The organism is Inquilinus sp. NPDC058860 (assembly GCF_042743185.1).
Lineage (GTDB): Bacteria > Pseudomonadota > Alphaproteobacteria > DSM-16000 > Inquilinaceae > Inquilinus.
In genome coordinates this window covers 1-15,405 of sequence record NZ_JBHYMS010000034.1, presented here as the reverse complement: position 1 = coordinate 15,405, position 15,405 = coordinate 1, and the positions used below count along the sequence as shown (strand labels likewise).

Sequence of the window (15,405 nt, the reverse complement as noted above, 5' to 3'; positions counted from 1 at the left end):
GGCCCCGCCATCGATCCGCTACTGTCGCCGGCGACAGGGACCAAGCGGGGACGCGATGCTGACGATCTATTCCGAGGACCATCGGCTGCAGCACGGCAAGGTGGAGCTGACCGGCGGCCATTTCATCCCGGTGGTGGAGAAGCCGGAGCGGGCCGAGACCATCCTGGCGCGGATCAAGGCCGTCGGCCTGGGCGAGGTGCGGGCGCCGGAGCGCTTCGGCACCGACCCGATCGCCCGGGTGCACGACCGCGGCTTCATCCGCTTCCTGGAGACCGCCTGGGACGAGTGGACGGCCGAGCACGGCGAGATCGACGCGCTGCCGACCAACTGGGCGGTGCGCAACATGCGCCAGATCGTCCCCTCCTCGATCGACGGCAGGCTCGGCTACTACGCCAGCGACTGCGGCACCCCGATCACCGCCGGCACCTGGCGCGCGGCGCTGAGCTCGGTCGACGTCGCGCTGACCGGGGCGAAGCTGGTGGCGGCCGACGGCAGGCCCGTGTTCTCGCTGTGCCGGCCGCCCGGTCACCACGCCTCGACCGACGTCTATTGCGGCTACTGCTTCTTCAACAACGCCGCGGTGGCGGCGCAGTGGTTCCGCGACAACGGCGCCGCCCGGGTCGCGGTGCTGGACATCGACTATCACCACGGCAACGGCACGCAGGAGATCTTCTACGGCCGCGACGACGTGCTGTTCGTGTCGCTGCACGCCGATCCGAATGTCGAGTACCCGTACTATCTCGGTTATGCCGAGGAGCGCGGCGAGGGCGCGGGCGAGGGCTACACCCTGAACCTGCCGATGCCCTTCGGCACCACCTGGGACCGCTACCGCGAGGCGCTGGACGCCGCCCTGGCGCGGATCCGCGACTACGGGCCGGACGCGGTGGTGCTGTCCTTCGGCGCCGACACCTTCCAGGAGGACCCGATCTCGCGCTTCAAGCTGAACAGCGACGATTTCAGCCGGATGGGCGAGATCCTGGGCCGCAGCCTCGGCGTGCCGACCCTGACGGTGATGGAGGGCGGCTACGCCGTCGATGCGCTGGGCGTCAACGTCGCCAACCTGCTGCAGGCGCTGGAGGGAGCGACTCGCTAAGGCCGCTCGGCCAGGGCCCGGGCGTAGTTCGCCAGGGACCGGTTGTAGCGCGGCAGGTGGGGGGCCAGGGCGGCGAGGGCCAGCGCCGCCGCCTCCCGCTCCCGCCCGGTGTCGGCCAGCGCCAGGGCCAGGAAGGCGGCGACCGCGTCGTCGAGCTCGTCGGAGCCGGCGCCGCGCTCGGCGGCCAGCAGCGCCACGCTTTCCTCCGCCCGGCCCAGGTTGCGCAGCGTGCTGGCCAGCTGGATCACGGCGCGGCGGCGGCGCAGGCCGGTCAGGCCGGCCGCCAGGGCCTGCCGGTACAGCGCCTCCGCCCGCGCCTCATGGCCGGAGGAATCATGTGCCGAGGCGCGTTCGAACAGCGCGGCCGCATCGCCCGGCGGGCGTTCGGCGGCCAAGGCCTCGACCCGGGCCAGGAAGTCGGCCGGATCGAGGGAGTCGAAGGCGGCCCAGAGATCCGCCATCCGCTGCCCCCAGCCGGATTCGCCGCTCATCACACCTCCGGGTCGCGCTGGGTCGGAATGTCGATGACGAAGCGGGTGCCGGCGGCCCCGCTGTCGATGTCGATGGCGGCGTCGAGCTGGCGCACCTGGGCCTGCAGCACCATCATGCCGAGGCCGCTGCCATTCGCCGGCATCTTGCCCTCCGGCAGGCCGACGCCGTTGTCGGCCACCTCGAGCCGCCAGCCGTCTTCCGCCCGCGGCTGGAACCGGATCTCCACCCGCCCCTCGCGACGGTCGGGAAAGGCGTATTTCACCGCATTGGTGACCAGCTCGTTGACGATCAGCCCGATCGGCACGATCCGCGACGGCGGCAGCTCGGCCGGCGCCGCCTCGACCATGATCGAGATGCCGCCGTTCTCGGGCAGGAGCGCCCGCGACAGGTCCTCGCACAGCCCGGTCAGGTAGTCCTTCACCTCGACCCGGTCGACCGAGACATTGGCGTAGAGCCGGCGGTGGACGATGGCCAGGGCCTGGATCCGGTCGTTCGCCTCGGCCAGGGCGTGCTTCGCCTCCGGATCCTGCGCCCGGCGCGCCTGCAGCCCGAACAGGCTGGACAGGAGCTGGAAGCTGTTCATCACCCGGTGGTTGATCTCGCGCAGCAGCAGGTCCTTCTGCTTGAGGTTCTCCTCGATCTTGTCGGCCATGGCGTCGAAGGCGGTGGCCAGGCGGCCGAATTCGTCGCGGCCGTGGCGCAGCCGGACGCGGGCATCGAGGCGGCCGCGCTGCCAGTCGCGGGTGGCGGCCAGCAGCCGGTCGATCGGCCGCAGCAGGAACAGCCGGCCGCCGATGCCGGCAGCGGCGAGCGAGACCAGCAGGCCGGCGACGATCAGGGCGATGCCGCGCTGGGTCGCGGCGTTGATGGTGGCGAAGGCCGCCACCTGGTCGATGCCGACCAGAACGAACAGGTCCAGCTCCTCCGACCGCATCGGCACGTAGCCGTAGATGCGCCTGGTGTCGTCGATCGCGCCGCTGCTGACCGACCCGGCCTGCGGCGACGCCAGGAGGTCGAGGAACTTGTTCGGCAGCTGCTTGCCCACCCAGGTTCCGTCCGGCCCGGGCAGGCGCGACATCACCACCCCGGCGCGGTCGGTGATCATGATCACCGCGTTGCGCGATTCGGTGTCGATGTTGATCGCCGCGGCCATGGCGTCGACGCTGAGCGCCGCCACCACGGCGCCCTGGAAGCTGTCGCCGTCGAAGATCGGATAGGCGACGTGCAGCACCTTCTCCCCGACCGCATCGGTGGTGGCGAAGCCGCCGACGGCGAAGCCGCGGATCTCCCGCGCACGCTGGAAGAAGCCCTGATGGCCGACCGAGACCGAGATCGCCGCGGTGTGGTTGGCGCCGCACAGCAGGTTGCCGTCGGCGTCGACCACGGCGATGGCGTTCAGGCTCGGCACCTCCGACCGCAGATCGTCCACCACCTCGGTGCAGCGGCCGCCCTGGCCCTCGCGGATCGCCGGCACCCGGGCCATGGCCGCGAGCAGCTGGCGCACCCCGTCGACGATGCGGAACTGCGCCCCGGCGGCGACGTTGGCCAGGCGGATCGCGTCGTCCTGGATCTCGTTGGTGCGGGCGATGCGCAGCGCGTACTCGTTGTAGCCCTGCAGCGCGATGCCGGGCACGACGGCGAGGGCGACCAGCAGGAACAGGCGCGACAGCAGGTTCATCGCGACGGCGGCCGGCGGCGGTGGGAAGCGGCGTCGGCCGGAATCCTAGACTTCATATCCTGCCCCGACGTCATCGGCCCTGTCCTGGGCCCATCCTGGAACGAGCCCCGCGCGATTCCAACTGCGGCGCCGAGACGATACGACAGCCTGCGGCCGCGTTTTACGACAGCAGCCTTGGAAAAGCCATTACCGGACCGCAAATTGGTCACCACCGGGCATGGGAACAAACTGTCGCACGGCCCGTTTTTTCCGACGTGAAGTGCCCGGCTGCAACCGGCGCTTGAGCATGGAGACGAAGACGATGTTGAAACCCACCATGATCGTGCTCGCGGCCGCGCTGGCGCTTGCGGCGTGCGGTCGTGATACGGGCGGCCGGGCACTCTCCGGCGGCCTGCTCGGCGCGGGCGCCGGCGCCGGCATCTCGGCCCTGACCGGCGGCAACGCCGCCACGGGCGCGCTGATCGGCGGCGCCGTGGGCGCGGTCGGCGGCGCGGCGACGAGCTGCCGTGACATCAATCTCGGCGGCCGCTGCTGATTTCCGGGTTGACGGAGGATACGAGGCGCCGCAGTTCCCGGCGCCTCGTTTGAGGTTATATCGATCGGGGACAGAGTCGCCTCTGTCCCCGTCTGCTTTTCTGGCGCCCCTCATCCGCGCCATCATCGGCCGGCGCAACCAACGAAGCGAGGAACAGACATGGCCACGCGGAACCTGGATCAGGAACTCGACACGCTGCGCACCGATCTCGGCAAGATCCGTGAGGATATCGCGGCGCTGACCCGCACCCTGGGCGACACCGCCGCCGCCGAGGTCAAGGCCGGCGGCGCCCGGCTGAACGAGGCGGCCCACGCCGCCAAGGAACGCGCCCAGCGCCTCGCCGACAGCGCCCGCGCCCAGGGCGAGGAGGGGATCGCCGCGCTGGAGCACCGGATCGAGCAGAACCCCATCACCAGCGTCCTCGTCGCCTTCGGCGTCGGTCTCGTCATCGGCAAGCTGCTGGACCGCTGAGGCCGGCGTGAAGACGGATCTCGGCGCCGCCCTGCTGGGCGCCCTCGCCGCCCGGCAGCGCCTCCGGCTCGGCCAGGCGCTGCGCCGGGCCTGCATCGCGGCCGCGCTGTTCGTGGTCGCGCTCGTCCTGGCGGTGATCGCGCTGATCCTGCTGGCCTGGTCGGGCTTCTACCTGCTGCTGCCGAGGCTCGGCCCCGCCGGCGCCGCGCTGGTGGTCGGGCTGGTCGTGCTCGGCCTCGCCGCCGTCGTCGCCCTGATCGGCGTTTTCGCCGGCCGCCGCCCGCGCCGCCGGCCCGCCCCCGCCTCGACCGCCGGAGCCGGGCTGGAAGGCGTCGCCGCCGGCCTCGGCCTGTCCGCCGCCAAGGCGGCGCCGAAGGCCGCCCTGGCGGCGCTGGTGATCGGCATCGCGGTCGGGGCCCTGCCGCTGCTGGGGGGCGGCCGCAAGCGGGATTGAGCGTCAGGGACAGCTTGCCCCATGACCACCGCTGCGTTTCGTCTATAATCCCGCCTCCTGCCGTCGTTGGGGGCCCGGCCCAAGGCGGGGAGACGGCAGGGTCCGGTATCCCAGAACAACAAAGAGTCCAGACATGATCGACAGACGGACGGTGCTGACCGCAGGCGCCATGGCGACGGCTTCGCTGCTGCTGGCGGGGCTGACGCGACCGGCCTCGGCCCAGGCCGACGGGGCCGCGGCCTTCATCGACGACATGGCCAAGCGGGCGATCGGCATCCTCCAGGCCGGCGGCGCCTCGACGGCGCAGGGCAAGGCCGAGTTCACCCGGATCCTGAACCAGGGCTTCGACCTGCCGACCATCGGCCGCTTCGTGCTGGGCCGCTACTGGAACAGCGCCACCCCGCCGCAGCAGCAGGAATACATGGACCTGTTCGAGCGGATGATCGTCGAGACCTATTCCCGGCGGTTCCAGAACTATCAGGGCGAGACCCTGGTGGTGAAAGGCACCCGCGCCGTCGGCGGCAGCGACACCCTGGTCGCGACCGAGATCCGGCAGAAGGACGGGCCGCCGATCCAGGTCGACTGGCGGGTGCGCCAGGCCGGCGGCGGCTACAAGGTGGTGGACGTGATCGTTGCCCGGGTCAGCATGAGCGTGACCCAACGCGACGAGTTCGCCTCGGTGATCGCCCAGAACGGCGGCAGCATCGACGGGCTGCTGCAGGCGATGCGCCAGCGGGCCGGCGGCTGATCCGCCGGAACCCTGATCGGGGATGATGCCATGGCGGTGGCGGACGGCGGCAGGGACGTCGCGGACTGGCTGGTCGCCGAGGGGCGGCTGCTGGCCGACCCGGTGGCGCTGGTCGACGCCTTCTGCCGCCGCCTGATCGCCGCCGGCGTGCCGCTGCAGCGGGTGCGGATCGGCCAGAGCATCACCCATCCGCTGCTGAGCGCCTGGGGCGTGGTGTGGACCGCGGCCAGGGGCGGCGAGGAATACGTCATCGACCGCAAGGTGCTGGCGACCAGCACCTTCGTCGGCAGCCCGTTCGAGGCGGTGATCCGCAGCCGCCGGCCGCTGCGCCGCCGCCTGGCCGGGTTGGGTCCCGACGACCACGGCGTGTTCCACGAGCTGGCGGCGGCCGGCGGCACCGACTATGTCGCCGTGCCGATCATCTACGGCAACGAGACGGTGCAGGTGGCGAGCTTCGTCACCGACCGGGAGGGTGGCTTCAACGACGACGAAGCGGCACTGCTGGAGCGGCTGCGCCATCCGCTGGCGGCGGCGATGGAACCGACCGCCATGCGCCGCTCCGCCGCCAGCCTGCTGCGCACCTATCTCGGGATCGGCCCGGCCAACCGGGTGGCGGAGGGGGCGATCCGCCGCGGCGACGTCGTCGCCGTCGAGGCGGCGATCCTGTTCGTCGACATGCGCGGCTTCACCGCCCTGTCCGAGCGCCTGACCTCGACCGCCGTTCTGGCGGTGCTGGACCGCTATTTCGAGACTGTCGCCCAGGCCATCGTCGACCGCGGCGGCGACGTGCTGAAATTCCTCGGCGACGGCGTGCTGGCGATCTTCCCGGTCGAGCAGGCCGGGAGCGCACAGGCCGCCTGCGACGCCGCCGTCGGCGCGGTGCGGGCGATCCGAGAGGGCCTGGCCGCGGGGTCCGACCCCGTGGCCTTCGCGGCGGCGCTGCATCTCGGGCCGGTGCTGTACGGCAATATCGGCAGCCCCGACCGGCTGGACTTCACCGTCCTGGGTCCCGCGGTCAACCTGACCAGCCGCCTGGAAGGCCTGGCCAAGCAGCTGGGCCGGCCGACCGTGTGCTCCGACCCGTTCCGGCAGGCCTGGGCGGGCACCGCCGAACCGCTGGGGGCGCATCCGATCCGGGGCCTGGCGGAGCCGCAGCCGGTCTTCGCGATCGCGGCCTGATCAGGCTTCGACGATCTCGGCCAGCGTGCCGTCTGGTTCGAACAACCCGGCGGCAAGGCGGCCGCCGCGGCCGCAGCCGGAATCGAGCGTCACCGCCAGCCCTTCGAGCTGAAGCCCTCTGCCCGCCGGGTCGTGGCCGCGGATCAGGCGCCGGAAGCCGGCATAGGGCTCGGTCAGGCCGGAGAAGTCGGCATGGGACCACCAGAAGGCGTCGCCCTGGGCCGCGAGCGGCCGGCTCGGGTCGATCCCGGCGCTGACGAACAGAATGCCGTCGCCCTCGGTGAAGGCGGCCCGGCGCAGCGCGGCGAAGAGCGCGTTGTGGCCGGGTGCGGCGCGGATCGATTCGCGCAGCCCGTTGGTCCAGCGCGTCAGCCGGACGGCGCCTTCGCGCGCCGCCGCCATGCCCTCCTCGGGCCGGCCGCCATAGGCGCGCAGCGTCCCTTCGACGCCCTGCGCCAGCATCCAGCGCAGCACGTCCTGCGGGTTCGGCGCGAATTGCAGCTGCAGCATCTTCTGCCACATCTCCTCCTGCGCCCCGCGCAGGAAGACGACGTCCTCGGCCAGCACGCCCGGGCGGGCGATCAGGGCCCGCCGTATCGACAGCACCTCGTCGACCAGCGCGTGCAGCCGGTCGGACCGGCCGATCAGGTTGCCGAGATAGACCAGCCGGTCGCCGGGCTGGAACCGGGCCGCGACATGGTCGTGCAGCACGGCCAGGCGGTCGACCTCGCCATGCACGGCGCCCACGGCCCAGATCCGCCTCGGGCGGCCCAGCCGGGCGAATTTCTCGGTGTCGCGGGTCACGCGGAGAGGAAGGGATCTGTCATTTGCATCGCATTTTAGCGGCTCGCCCCGGTGAAGCCAGCCTCTTCGGCCGGCGCCGGACTCCGAACATGGAAAAGGCGGCCCGAAGGCCGCCTGTTTCAGTATTAAGTGGCCTACCGCGCTTCGCGCTGCTTGAGGCCAAGGAAGGCGCTCAGGCCGCCTTCTTCAGCACCTGTTCCAGCTTCTGGGTCGCCTTGACCTCGTCGATCTTCTCGACCGCGGCCAGCTCGCGCGCCAGGCGCTCCAGCGCCGCCTGGTAGATCTGGCGCTCGCTGTAGGACTGCTCCGGCTGGTCGGTGGCGCGGTGCAGGTCGCGCACCACCTCGGCGATCGACACCGGATCGCCGGAGTTGATCTTGGCCTCGTATTCCTGGGCCCGGCGGCTCCACATCGTCCGGCGCACGCGGCTGCGGCCGGTCAGGGTCTCCAGCGCGGTCTTGATCCGGTCTTTCGACGACAGCTTGCGCAGCCCGGACTTCTTGGCCTTGCCGACAGGAACCTTGAGCGTCATCCGCTCCTTCTCGAAGCTGATGGCATACAGCTGCACGGTCATGCCGCTGATGCTGTGCGTCTCGAGCGCCTCGATGCGGCCGACGCCATGCGCCGGGTACACAACGTAGTCGCCGACGTCGTACTCAAGTTCCTGAGCCATGTCTGCCAATGGAGTCACCCTCTGTGGTCGGACCCAGCGGCGGAGGCCGAAACCGGCCGCCGCCCCGCGCTTCGCCGCGCCGCTGACCGCGCTTGACCTCCGCACCGAAACAAAGACGCAGAAATCGATTCCGGCCCGCGTACGGAGGGTCGGAAGTGGTCGTCAGCACCGGGAATGGACGAAGATTATAATACGTTGCGGACCCGATATGAAGGCCGAGCCTGCCCCGACATGACGCTTTTTTTGCAATGCAGGCCGGCGGACTCGGCGAATCGTCAATTGCCTTCGCCCGGATTCGCGCTGAAATGCTCAGCGAATTTGTTCCCGACCTCCTTCCAGGAGTCAGCGTCGGCCGGGGCGTCCTTCTTGCGCGTGATGTTCGGCCACATTGCAGAGTATTCGCGGTTCAGCTCGCCCCACTTCTCTGCAGCCTCGGCCTCGGTGTCGGGCTTGATCGCCTCGGCCGGGCACTCCGGTTCACAAACGCCGCAGTCGATACACTCGTCCGGGTGGATGACCAGCATGTTCTCGCCCTCGTAGAAGCAATCCACGGGGCAGACTTCGACGCAATCCGTGTACTTGCACTTGATGCAAGCTTCACCCACCACATAGGCCATACTTGATTTACTCCGGGTCTCCATTGGCGGCCGCCGCGGCGCCGTTGCGGGCAAGCACGCGGCGGCGGGCAGCGCCGCTATCCGCATCGGAGACGAATAGAAGCGCCGCGACTCGCCGCATCAGATTGGCTTCGAGGTCGTCGACTTTACCATCCGCGAGGATGACATCCCACAGCATTTCAACAATGCGGATGCGCGCCGGCTCGTCGCAATGCTCGCGGATGGTGTGGGTCAGGCCGTGCCAGGACACGGCGCCGTCGCTGGCCCGCTCGGCATCGGTGCCGAGCTGCGCCGCCTCGAACGGGCCCAGCCGGAAGCGCCAGGCCAGCAGCGTCTGGATGCGCTCGCGCTCCGGCTCGTCCAGCGAATCGTCGACCCGGGCGGCTTCCATCAGCAGCGCGGCGACGGCACGGCGCAGCGTGGCGTCGTCGGGGATCGGCCGGGCAGCGCCGCCTCGGGCCCAGTCGAGAATGTGGTCCAGCATCGCCAAGATCTAGTCGCTGTGCCCCTTCGGCGGAAGGGCCCGGCGGTCGCGGCCGGTCGGCCGGGGGCCGCCGGCCGAGGGCAGCGCCGCCTCCGGCGTCGGCGGCTGCAGGTCGCGGTACAGCGTCTGCGCCTCGCTGGCCGGGCCGCGGCGCTCGGCCAGCGACACCACCTCGATCACCCGGATGTGCCGGCCCTGGACGAAGGTCAGCACCTGGCCGGGGCGGATTGCCGCATGCGCCTTCTGGGTCGGCACGCCGTCGATGCGGATGCCGCCGGCGGCGCAGACCTTGGCCGCCAGGCTGCGGGTCTTGAAGAAGCGCGCCTGCCACAGCCACTTGTCCAGCCGCGGGCGATCGCTCTCCCGCTCAGCCATTGCGGCGGAGCTGGGCCAGCTTGGCGAAAGGGCTGTCGGCGCTGGCTGCGGCCTGTCGCGGCGCCTGCGGCCGCCGGGCCTTCACCGGAACATAGGTCACGCGTCCCTCTTCGTCCTGGGTCGGCCGATACCCGGCCGCCTGCAGGATAGCCGGGATTTCGGCGACGGTGCAGCCGACGATCGGCGCCAGCGCCGGGTCGGCGGTCAGCCCGCCCTGCCGGCGCCGCGACTCGGCGGCGTCGCGCAGCGCGTCGATGCGGTCGAGGCGGACGCGCCGCGGGCCGCAGGGCACGAAGCCGGCCAGGTCCAGCGCCGCGGCGTCCTGGCCCTCTTCGACCGGCACCGAGATCCGGGCCGGGGCAGGCAGGACGGCCGGCAGCGGCCGCCCGGCGGCGACGGCGCCCAGCAGCACGCGCAGCGCGGTCGGGCGCGGCTTCAGCATCGGCGCCAGATAGATATGGCTCGGCCCGAATCGGACGCCGAAGCCGGCCAGCTGCTTGCGGTCGGCCGAGGTCAGGGCGTGGATCAGCCCCTCCAGCACACGCCGCGGCTGCAATCCCAGCCCCTCGACCAGCTGGAAGGCGATGCCGCGGGCGGCTCCGGTCAGCGCCGCCTCGCGCAGCCGCAGCAGGGGGCGCAGCTCCTGCGCCACATGGTCGGCCAGGAAGCGCGTCAGCCGGGCCGCCACCCGGTCGCGGCCGGCCCCGTCCAGGAGGTCGGTGTCACGCACCCTCGCGGCAGGGGCCAGGGGCGACGGGCCGGCGGCGATCCGGCCGATGCCGGTGCCGCGCCAGGAGATGACCCCGTCGGCGGCCAGGGCGAGGTCTTCGTCCGGCGCCGCCTCCAGCTTGCCGACGCGGCCGGCGACCTCGTCCTTCAGCGCCCGCCGGGCGGCGCTGCGGATCGCCTTCAGATCATCGTCCTCGATGGTTGGGTCTGGGTAGAAGGCGAAGCCCTCGATGCTGCCGACATGCTCGCCCTCGACCAGCACCTCGCCGCGGGCGTTGACCGCCGCCAGCAGCTCGCCGCCCGCCTTCATCGTGCGCACCAGCAGCGCGGTGCGGCGGTCGACGAAGCGCTGCGTCAGGCGCTCGTGCAGCGCGTCCGACAGCCGGTCCTCGACCGCGCGGGTGCGCTCCTGCCAATGGCCCGAATCGGCGATCCAGGCGCCGCGATGGGCGATGTAGGTCCAGGTCCGGATATGGGCGATGCGGGCGACCAGCGCGTCGATGTCGCCCTCGGTCCGGTCCAGCTTCTCCACCTGCTCGGCCACCCAGTCGGTGTCCAGCCGCCCGGCCAGGCCGGTGGTGAGCTGGCGGAAGATCTGGCCCTGCATGCGGATATGGGCGTCGGACAGCACCTTTCGGAAGTCCGGGATCTGGCAGACCTCCCACAGCAGGCGCACCGCCGCCGGGTTGCGGGCGCGGCCGGTCAGCTCCGCATCGCGCATCAGGAGGCCGAGCGACAGCTGGTCGTCGGCCTCGGCCATGCGCCGCAGCTCCGGCCGCGTCGGCCGCCGCTCCAGGCTGCGCAGCAGGCCCAGCGGGCTGCGGAAGTCGAGATCGGCGTTGCGCCACATCACCGTCTGCAGCGGGTCGAATCGGTGGGTCTCGACCCGGTCCACCAGCTCGTCGTCCATGGTCCCGGCCTCGTCGGTGGTGCCGAAGGTGCCGTTGGCCATGTGCCGCCCGGCGCGGCCGGCGATCTGGGCGATCTCGGTGGCGCGCAGCCGGCGCGGGAAGCGGCCGTCGAACTTGGTCAGCCGGGCGAAGGCGACATGGTCGATGTCCAGGTTCAGCCCCATGCCGATGGCGTCGGTCGCCACCAGGTAATCGACCTCGCCCGACTGGTAGAGGCCGACCTGGGCGTTGCGGGTGCGCGGGCTCAAGGCGCCCAGCACCACCGCGGTGCCGCCGCGCGTGCGGCGCATCAGCTCGGCGATCTCGTAGACGTCGTTGGCCGAGAACACGACGATGGCGCTGCGCGGCGGCAGCCGCGTCAGCTTGCGCTTGCCGGTGTGGGTCAGCTCCGAGAAGCGCGGGCGGGACACGAACTCCGCCTCCGGCACCAGCTTGCGGATCAGCGGGCGGATCGTCTCCGACCCCATCACCATGGTCTCGGCGCCGCCGCGGGCGTGCAGCAGCCGGTCGGTGAAGACGTGGCCGCGCTCCGGGTCGGCGCAGAGCTGGATCTCGTCGATGCCGAGGAAGGCGACCGGGCGGTCGAGCGGCATGCTCTCGACCGTGCACAGGAACCAGCGGGCGCCGGGCGGGACGATCTTCTCCTCGCCCGTCACCAAAGCGACATGCGCCCGTCCCTTGATCGCCACGATCCGGTCGTAGTTCTCGCGGGCGAGCAGCCGGAGCGGGAAGCCGATCATGCCGCTCGCATGGCCAAGCATGCGTTCGATGGCGAGATGGGTCTTTCCGGTGTTGGTCGGGCCGAGCACCGCCGTGAGGCGGGTGCGATCACCAGCGAGGGACATAAGCGACAATTGAACGCTGCAAGGCGCTAATGCAAGACTGCCGCCCCGCCGGCTGCGCGGGCGGCCCATTGGTCGCGGACGATATTGGTCGGGGGCCTCCCCGACTCGACGGAGAATTGTACGATGCGTGCCCTTTCGCTGTTCGCCGCCGGCGTCGCCGCCTGGGTCCTCTTGCCGGCCGCCGCCCAGGCGCAGGCGACGGCTGAGGGCGCCGACAGGATCCGGCTCGGCCTGAAGGACTGGATCGCCACCCACCTGGCCACGGCCGACAAGTCGGTGGTGTTCAACTTCCAGGGCCCGATCACGGTCGAGCCGCAGGGCAAGTCCTACAAGGCGGTGATCCCGCGGTCGGAGGTCGTGTTCGCGGACGAGGGCGACCCCTCCCGCCTCGCCCTCGACCCGGTCGAGCTGGTGCTGACGCCGCTGGAGAACGGCTGGCTGGACACGGTCGCGACCATCCCCTCGACCTATCGGGTCGTTCCGGCCAAGGGCGACGACAAGGGCGTCGAGGTGACGATCGGCACCCAGGCGCTGCGCGGCGTCTTCGCCCCGCAGTACCACGCCTTCATGTCGCTGGACGGCAAGCTGGGGCAGATCACCGCCCATTCGCTGAACCCGGCCGAGGCGAAGGGCGCGCTCGAGATCGACCAGATCGCGCTGACCGGCGACAGCAAGGCGGTCGGTCAGGACACCTATGACAGCAGCGGCACGATCGCGCTGTCGGGCATCTCCTTCCTCGACGAGACCGGCGCCCAGCTCTTCCGCCTCGACGGCGCCACGGTCGACGGCAAGGCGGCGGCGGCGGACATGGCGGCGCTGCGCGCCTTCAGCGACAAGCTGACCGACCTGCAGAAGCGCTACCCGCCCCAGCCCGGCGGGGAGATGCCGAAGGAGTTCCTGGCCGAGCTCGGCCGCGTGTTCGGGGCGAGCCCGAAGCTGTTCGACGATTTCGGCTTCACCTACGGGCTGAACGGGCTGGAGGTCACCCCCGGGACCGGCGACGTCAACAAGGTGACGCTCGCCTCCGGCGGCTTCGGCGTCGGCATCGCCAGCCTGGCCAAGGACGCCTCGACCTTCCGCATCACCCTCGACCTCGCCCAGCTCGGCATCGACCCGCTGCCGGAGTTCGGCCAGTTCGTCCCGCAGAGCGCGACCGTCGAGCTGGCGCTGACCAACCTGCCGAACCAGGCGCTGCTGCAGGCGCTGACCGGCATGCTCGACAGCTCGGCCACGCTGGGCCCCGACCAGGCGGCGGAGATCGCGACCGCGCAGCTGCAGCAGGCGGTTCTGAACAGCAACGGCGCGCTCGAGATCCGGTCGTTCAAGGCGTCGTCGCCCGTGACCAGCATCGACCTGACCGGCACGCTGCGGCCGAACCCGAAGGCGCCGCTGATGATGACCGGCGACGCCCGGCTGGTGGTGACCGGGCTGGAGCAGGCGCTGGAGGCCGCCAAGACCGCGCCGGACGGGCAGGAGATGGTGCAGGGGCTGACCGTGCTGCAGACCATGGGCGCCCAGGAGGAGGTCGACGGCAAGCCGGCCCGCACCTACAAGCTCGTGATCGGCGAGAACGGCGACATCCTGCTGAACGGCACCGATCTCAAGCCGCTGCTCGGCATGCGCTGAGGCGCCGGCCGCGATTTCGCATTGGGGAGGCGAACATGACACGGGCGATCTCACTCCTGCTGGGCACGGCCCCGCTCTGGTTCGCCGGCAGCGCCCTGGCCCAGGCGGCGCCGGATGCCGCGGCGCTGCGCGACGGGCTGAACGAGATGCTGAAGCCGATCCTGGGCATCCAGGTGCAGCAGCAGCCGCTGTTCACCGGTCCGGTCAAGGTCGAGTCGGCCGGCTCCGGCACCACCGTGGTGTTCCCGGGCATCGATCTGACGCTGAAGGGCGGGGAGAAGGGGCCGAAGTCGGTGGCGCTGCGCTGCGACGCCCAGACCTACCGCGCGGCCTCGACCGGCGCCGCCACCTGGCGGCTGGAAAGCGACCAGCCGCTGACCTGCGTCGCCGAGCCGGAGGGCGAGCCCAGGGTCACGCTGAGCAGCCGGGCCCTGCAGGCGCATTTCGTGGTCGACCTCGACCAGAAGCTGTTCACCGAGGGCGAATGGCGGGCCGAGGCCACCGCCATCAGCCAGGAGGGCGAACCCGTCAAGGTCACGATCGACACCCTGTCCGGCACCAGCCAGGTCCGGCCGGCCGCCGACCCGGCCCGGCACGACGTCGCCTTCAAGATGGAGGCCAGCGGCCTCAGCGTCGTGGACGACAAGGGCGTCGAGCGCTTCACCCTCGGCCACGCCGTCTATGACGCCACCATGGACGGCATGGATGTCCGGCAGGTGATGGCCACCACCGGCGAGGTCCTCGACGTCTATGCCGAGATGATCGAGGCGATCGTCCCGTCCGCGCAGTCCTCGGCCGATCCGAAGCAGACCACGGCGGCGCAGGCCGAGCTGATGCAGAAGCTGATGGAGCCGATGAAGCGCATGATGGCGGCCTACGGCACCGGCGGCCAGTTCGCGGGGACGATCACCGATCTGCGGGTCAAGGCGCCGGAGATCCAGGTGACGGTCGACCGGCTGCGCCTCGGCGAAGGCTATGACGGCGCGGCCACCCCGAAGGGGACCGGCATGATGGAGATCGGGATGGCCGGCCTGACGCTGGCGCCGAAGCAGCCCTTCGCCGAATGGATCCCGACCGACGCGACGATCCGGCTGGACGCCAGCGGCATTCCCTGGGCGGAGGTCGGGACCGCCTACATGAAGGTCATGGAGGCCTCGGCGATCCAGGTCGAGAAGCCGGAGCAGGCGCAGCAGCAGATCGCGCAGGCCATGATGGAGATCGGCGGCATCCTCCGGAAGGCCGCCAGCCGGCTCGACGTCACCAGCTTCAAGATCACCGCTCCCGAAGCGGCGATCGACCTCGGCGGCTCGGTGCAGGGCAAGGATGCGGCCGCGCATGGCGTGACCGCCGATCTCGATCTCCGCATCACCAATCTCGACGGGCTGATCAAGTTCGTCCAGGGGCTGCCCGACGGCGCCCAGGCGGCGGCCGGGCTGACCATGGCGCAGGTGATGGGCCGCCAGGTCACCACCGATGACGGCCGCCCGGCGCGGGACTACGACATCGTCGTCGACGACGCCGGCAAGATCCTGGTCAACGGCACCGACCTGGCCGCGCTGGCGCCCAAGAACTAGGACGAATCGACATTCAGCGCAACCAGAGGATGACGGCGGCGAGATGGATGAAGGCCATGTAGTGAGCGGCGCGTCGGTCGTATCGTGTGGCGAAGCGGCGGAAGTGCTTGAGCTTGT

General features: G+C 71.1%; 16 protein-coding genes. 8 read left to right on the top strand and 8 right to left on the bottom strand.

Going from position 1 to position 15,405, the window contains the following annotated elements:
* The first annotated feature begins 55 nt into the window (after positions 1-55).
* A complete protein-coding gene (locus ACFW16_RS21835) occupies positions 56-1,093 on the top strand; it encodes a histone deacetylase family protein (protein WP_380308912.1) in 1,038 nt (345 codons plus the stop codon).
* Here the strand turns inward: ACFW16_RS21835 and ACFW16_RS21830 are convergent.
* A complete protein-coding gene (locus ACFW16_RS21830) occupies positions 1,090-1,584 on the bottom strand; it encodes a tetratricopeptide repeat protein (protein WP_380308910.1) in 495 nt (164 codons plus the stop codon). The two genes, ACFW16_RS21835 and ACFW16_RS21830, sit on opposite strands and share 4 nt — an antisense overlap.
* Positions 1,584-3,263 (bottom strand): sensor histidine kinase, encoded by a 1,680-nt coding sequence (locus ACFW16_RS21825; RefSeq protein WP_380308908.1) that lies wholly within the window; start codon positions 3,261-3,263, stop codon positions 1,584-1,586. Before ACFW16_RS21825 ends, ACFW16_RS21830 begins: the two co-directional genes overlap by 1 nt.
* A 286-nt stretch (positions 3,264-3,549) precedes the next feature.
* Between ACFW16_RS21825 and ACFW16_RS21820 the strand changes: the two genes are divergently transcribed.
* The 5 genes from ACFW16_RS21820 (at position 3,550) to ACFW16_RS21800 (ending at position 6,650) form a co-directional block, all read left to right on the top strand.
* Positions 3,550-3,798 carry a hypothetical protein gene (locus tag ACFW16_RS21820; RefSeq protein ID WP_380308906.1) on the top strand — a complete coding sequence of 83 codons (249 nt, stop codon included), beginning with the start codon at positions 3,550-3,552 and terminating at the stop codon, positions 3,796-3,798.
* 159 nt (positions 3,799-3,957) lie between these two features.
* Positions 3,958-4,269: a YqjD family protein gene (locus ACFW16_RS21815; protein WP_380308904.1), complete on the top strand. Its 312-nt coding sequence runs from the start codon at positions 3,958-3,960 to the stop codon at positions 4,267-4,269.
* 7 nt (positions 4,270-4,276) lie between these two features.
* Positions 4,277-4,723 carry a hypothetical protein gene (locus tag ACFW16_RS21810; protein ID WP_380308902.1) on the top strand — a complete coding sequence of 149 codons (447 nt, stop codon included), beginning with the start codon at positions 4,277-4,279 and terminating at the stop codon, positions 4,721-4,723.
* 133 nt (positions 4,724-4,856) lie between these two features.
* Positions 4,857-5,471, top strand: a complete 615-nt coding sequence (locus tag ACFW16_RS21805; protein WP_380308900.1) for a phospholipid-binding protein MlaC — start codon at positions 4,857-4,859, stop codon at positions 5,469-5,471.
* 30 nt (positions 5,472-5,501) lie between these two features.
* Positions 5,502-6,650 carry an adenylate/guanylate cyclase domain-containing protein gene (locus ACFW16_RS21800; RefSeq protein WP_380308898.1) on the top strand — a complete coding sequence of 383 codons (1,149 nt, stop codon included), beginning with the start codon at positions 5,502-5,504 and terminating at the stop codon, positions 6,648-6,650.
* Here the strand turns inward: ACFW16_RS21800 and ACFW16_RS21795 are convergent, their stop codons facing one another.
* The 6 genes from ACFW16_RS21795 to ACFW16_RS21770 form a co-directional block, all read right to left on the bottom strand.
* Positions 6,651-7,454, bottom strand: a complete 804-nt coding sequence (locus ACFW16_RS21795; protein ID WP_380308896.1) for a hypothetical protein — start codon at positions 7,452-7,454, stop codon at positions 6,651-6,653.
* 172 nt (positions 7,455-7,626) lie between these two features.
* Positions 7,627-8,127, bottom strand: a complete 501-nt coding sequence (locus ACFW16_RS21790; protein WP_138887935.1) for a CarD family transcriptional regulator — start codon at positions 8,125-8,127, stop codon at positions 7,627-7,629.
* A 275-nt stretch (positions 8,128-8,402) separates the two neighbouring features.
* Positions 8,403-8,744, bottom strand: coding sequence for a ferredoxin FdxA (gene fdxA, locus ACFW16_RS21785; RefSeq protein ID WP_380308893.1), 342 nt, complete (start codon positions 8,742-8,744; stop codon positions 8,403-8,405).
* A 7-nt stretch (positions 8,745-8,751) separates the two neighbouring features.
* The gene (locus tag ACFW16_RS21780) at positions 8,752-9,228 is read right to left on the bottom strand and encodes a TerB family tellurite resistance protein (protein ID WP_380308891.1); all 477 of its coding nucleotides are present in this window, start codon (positions 9,226-9,228) and stop codon (positions 8,752-8,754) included.
* 9 nt (positions 9,229-9,237) lie between these two features.
* Positions 9,238-9,603, bottom strand: coding sequence for an RNA-binding S4 domain-containing protein (locus tag ACFW16_RS21775; RefSeq protein WP_380308889.1), 366 nt, complete (start codon positions 9,601-9,603; stop codon positions 9,238-9,240).
* Entirely contained in the window at positions 9,596-12,088 is a 2,493-nt protein-coding gene (locus tag ACFW16_RS21770; RefSeq protein WP_380308886.1) for a helicase-related protein, read from the bottom strand. The genes ACFW16_RS21775 and ACFW16_RS21770 overlap by 8 nt, the downstream gene beginning before the upstream one ends.
* Positions 12,089-12,211: 123 nt before the next feature.
* On the opposite strand from ACFW16_RS21770, the gene ACFW16_RS21765 reads away from it, so the two are divergent.
* Both ACFW16_RS21765 and ACFW16_RS21760 read left to right on the top strand, forming a co-directional pair.
* Positions 12,212-13,714 carry a hypothetical protein gene (locus tag ACFW16_RS21765; RefSeq protein ID WP_380308884.1) on the top strand — a complete coding sequence of 501 codons (1,503 nt, stop codon included), beginning with the start codon at positions 12,212-12,214 and terminating at the stop codon, positions 13,712-13,714.
* Positions 13,715-13,749: 35 nt separating this feature from the next.
* Entirely contained in the window at positions 13,750-15,288 is a 1,539-nt protein-coding gene (locus tag ACFW16_RS21760; RefSeq protein ID WP_380308883.1) for a hypothetical protein, read from the top strand.
* Positions 15,289-15,405: the final 117 nt, after the last annotated feature.

Excerpts from the sequence above, each read along its gene's own strand:
- ACFW16_RS21835 (WP_380308912.1), top strand. The coding sequence starts at position 56 with ATGCTGACGATCTATTCCGAGGACCATCGGCTGCAGCACGGCAAGGTG.
- ACFW16_RS21830 (WP_380308910.1), bottom strand. The coding sequence starts at position 1,584 with ATGAGCGGCGAATCCGGCTGGGGGCAGCGGATGGCGGATCTCTGGGCC.
- ACFW16_RS21825 (WP_380308908.1), bottom strand. The coding sequence starts at position 3,263 with ATGAACCTGCTGTCGCGCCTGTTCCTGCTGGTCGCCCTCGCCGTCGTG.
- ACFW16_RS21820 (WP_380308906.1), top strand. The coding sequence starts at position 3,550 with ATGGAGACGAAGACGATGTTGAAACCCACCATGATCGTGCTCGCGGCC.
- ACFW16_RS21815 (WP_380308904.1), top strand. The coding sequence starts at position 3,958 with ATGGCCACGCGGAACCTGGATCAGGAACTCGACACGCTGCGCACCGAT.
- ACFW16_RS21805 (WP_380308900.1), top strand. The coding sequence starts at position 4,857 with ATGATCGACAGACGGACGGTGCTGACCGCAGGCGCCATGGCGACGGCT.
- ACFW16_RS21800 (WP_380308898.1), top strand. The coding sequence starts at position 5,502 with ATGGCGGTGGCGGACGGCGGCAGGGACGTCGCGGACTGGCTGGTCGCC.
- ACFW16_RS21790 (WP_138887935.1), bottom strand. The coding sequence starts at position 8,127 with ATGGCTCAGGAACTTGAGTACGACGTCGGCGACTACGTTGTGTACCCG.
- fdxA (WP_380308893.1), bottom strand. The coding sequence starts at position 8,744 with ATGGCCTATGTGGTGGGTGAAGCTTGCATCAAGTGCAAGTACACGGAT.
- ACFW16_RS21780 (WP_380308891.1), bottom strand. The coding sequence starts at position 9,228 with ATGCTGGACCACATTCTCGACTGGGCCCGAGGCGGCGCTGCCCGGCCG.
- ACFW16_RS21775 (WP_380308889.1), bottom strand. The coding sequence starts at position 9,603 with ATGGCTGAGCGGGAGAGCGATCGCCCGCGGCTGGACAAGTGGCTGTGG.
- ACFW16_RS21770 (WP_380308886.1), bottom strand. The coding sequence starts at position 12,088 with ATGTCCCTCGCTGGTGATCGCACCCGCCTCACGGCGGTGCTCGGCCCG.
- ACFW16_RS21765 (WP_380308884.1), top strand. The coding sequence starts at position 12,212 with ATGCGTGCCCTTTCGCTGTTCGCCGCCGGCGTCGCCGCCTGGGTCCTC.
- ACFW16_RS21760 (WP_380308883.1), top strand. The coding sequence starts at position 13,750 with ATGACACGGGCGATCTCACTCCTGCTGGGCACGGCCCCGCTCTGGTTC.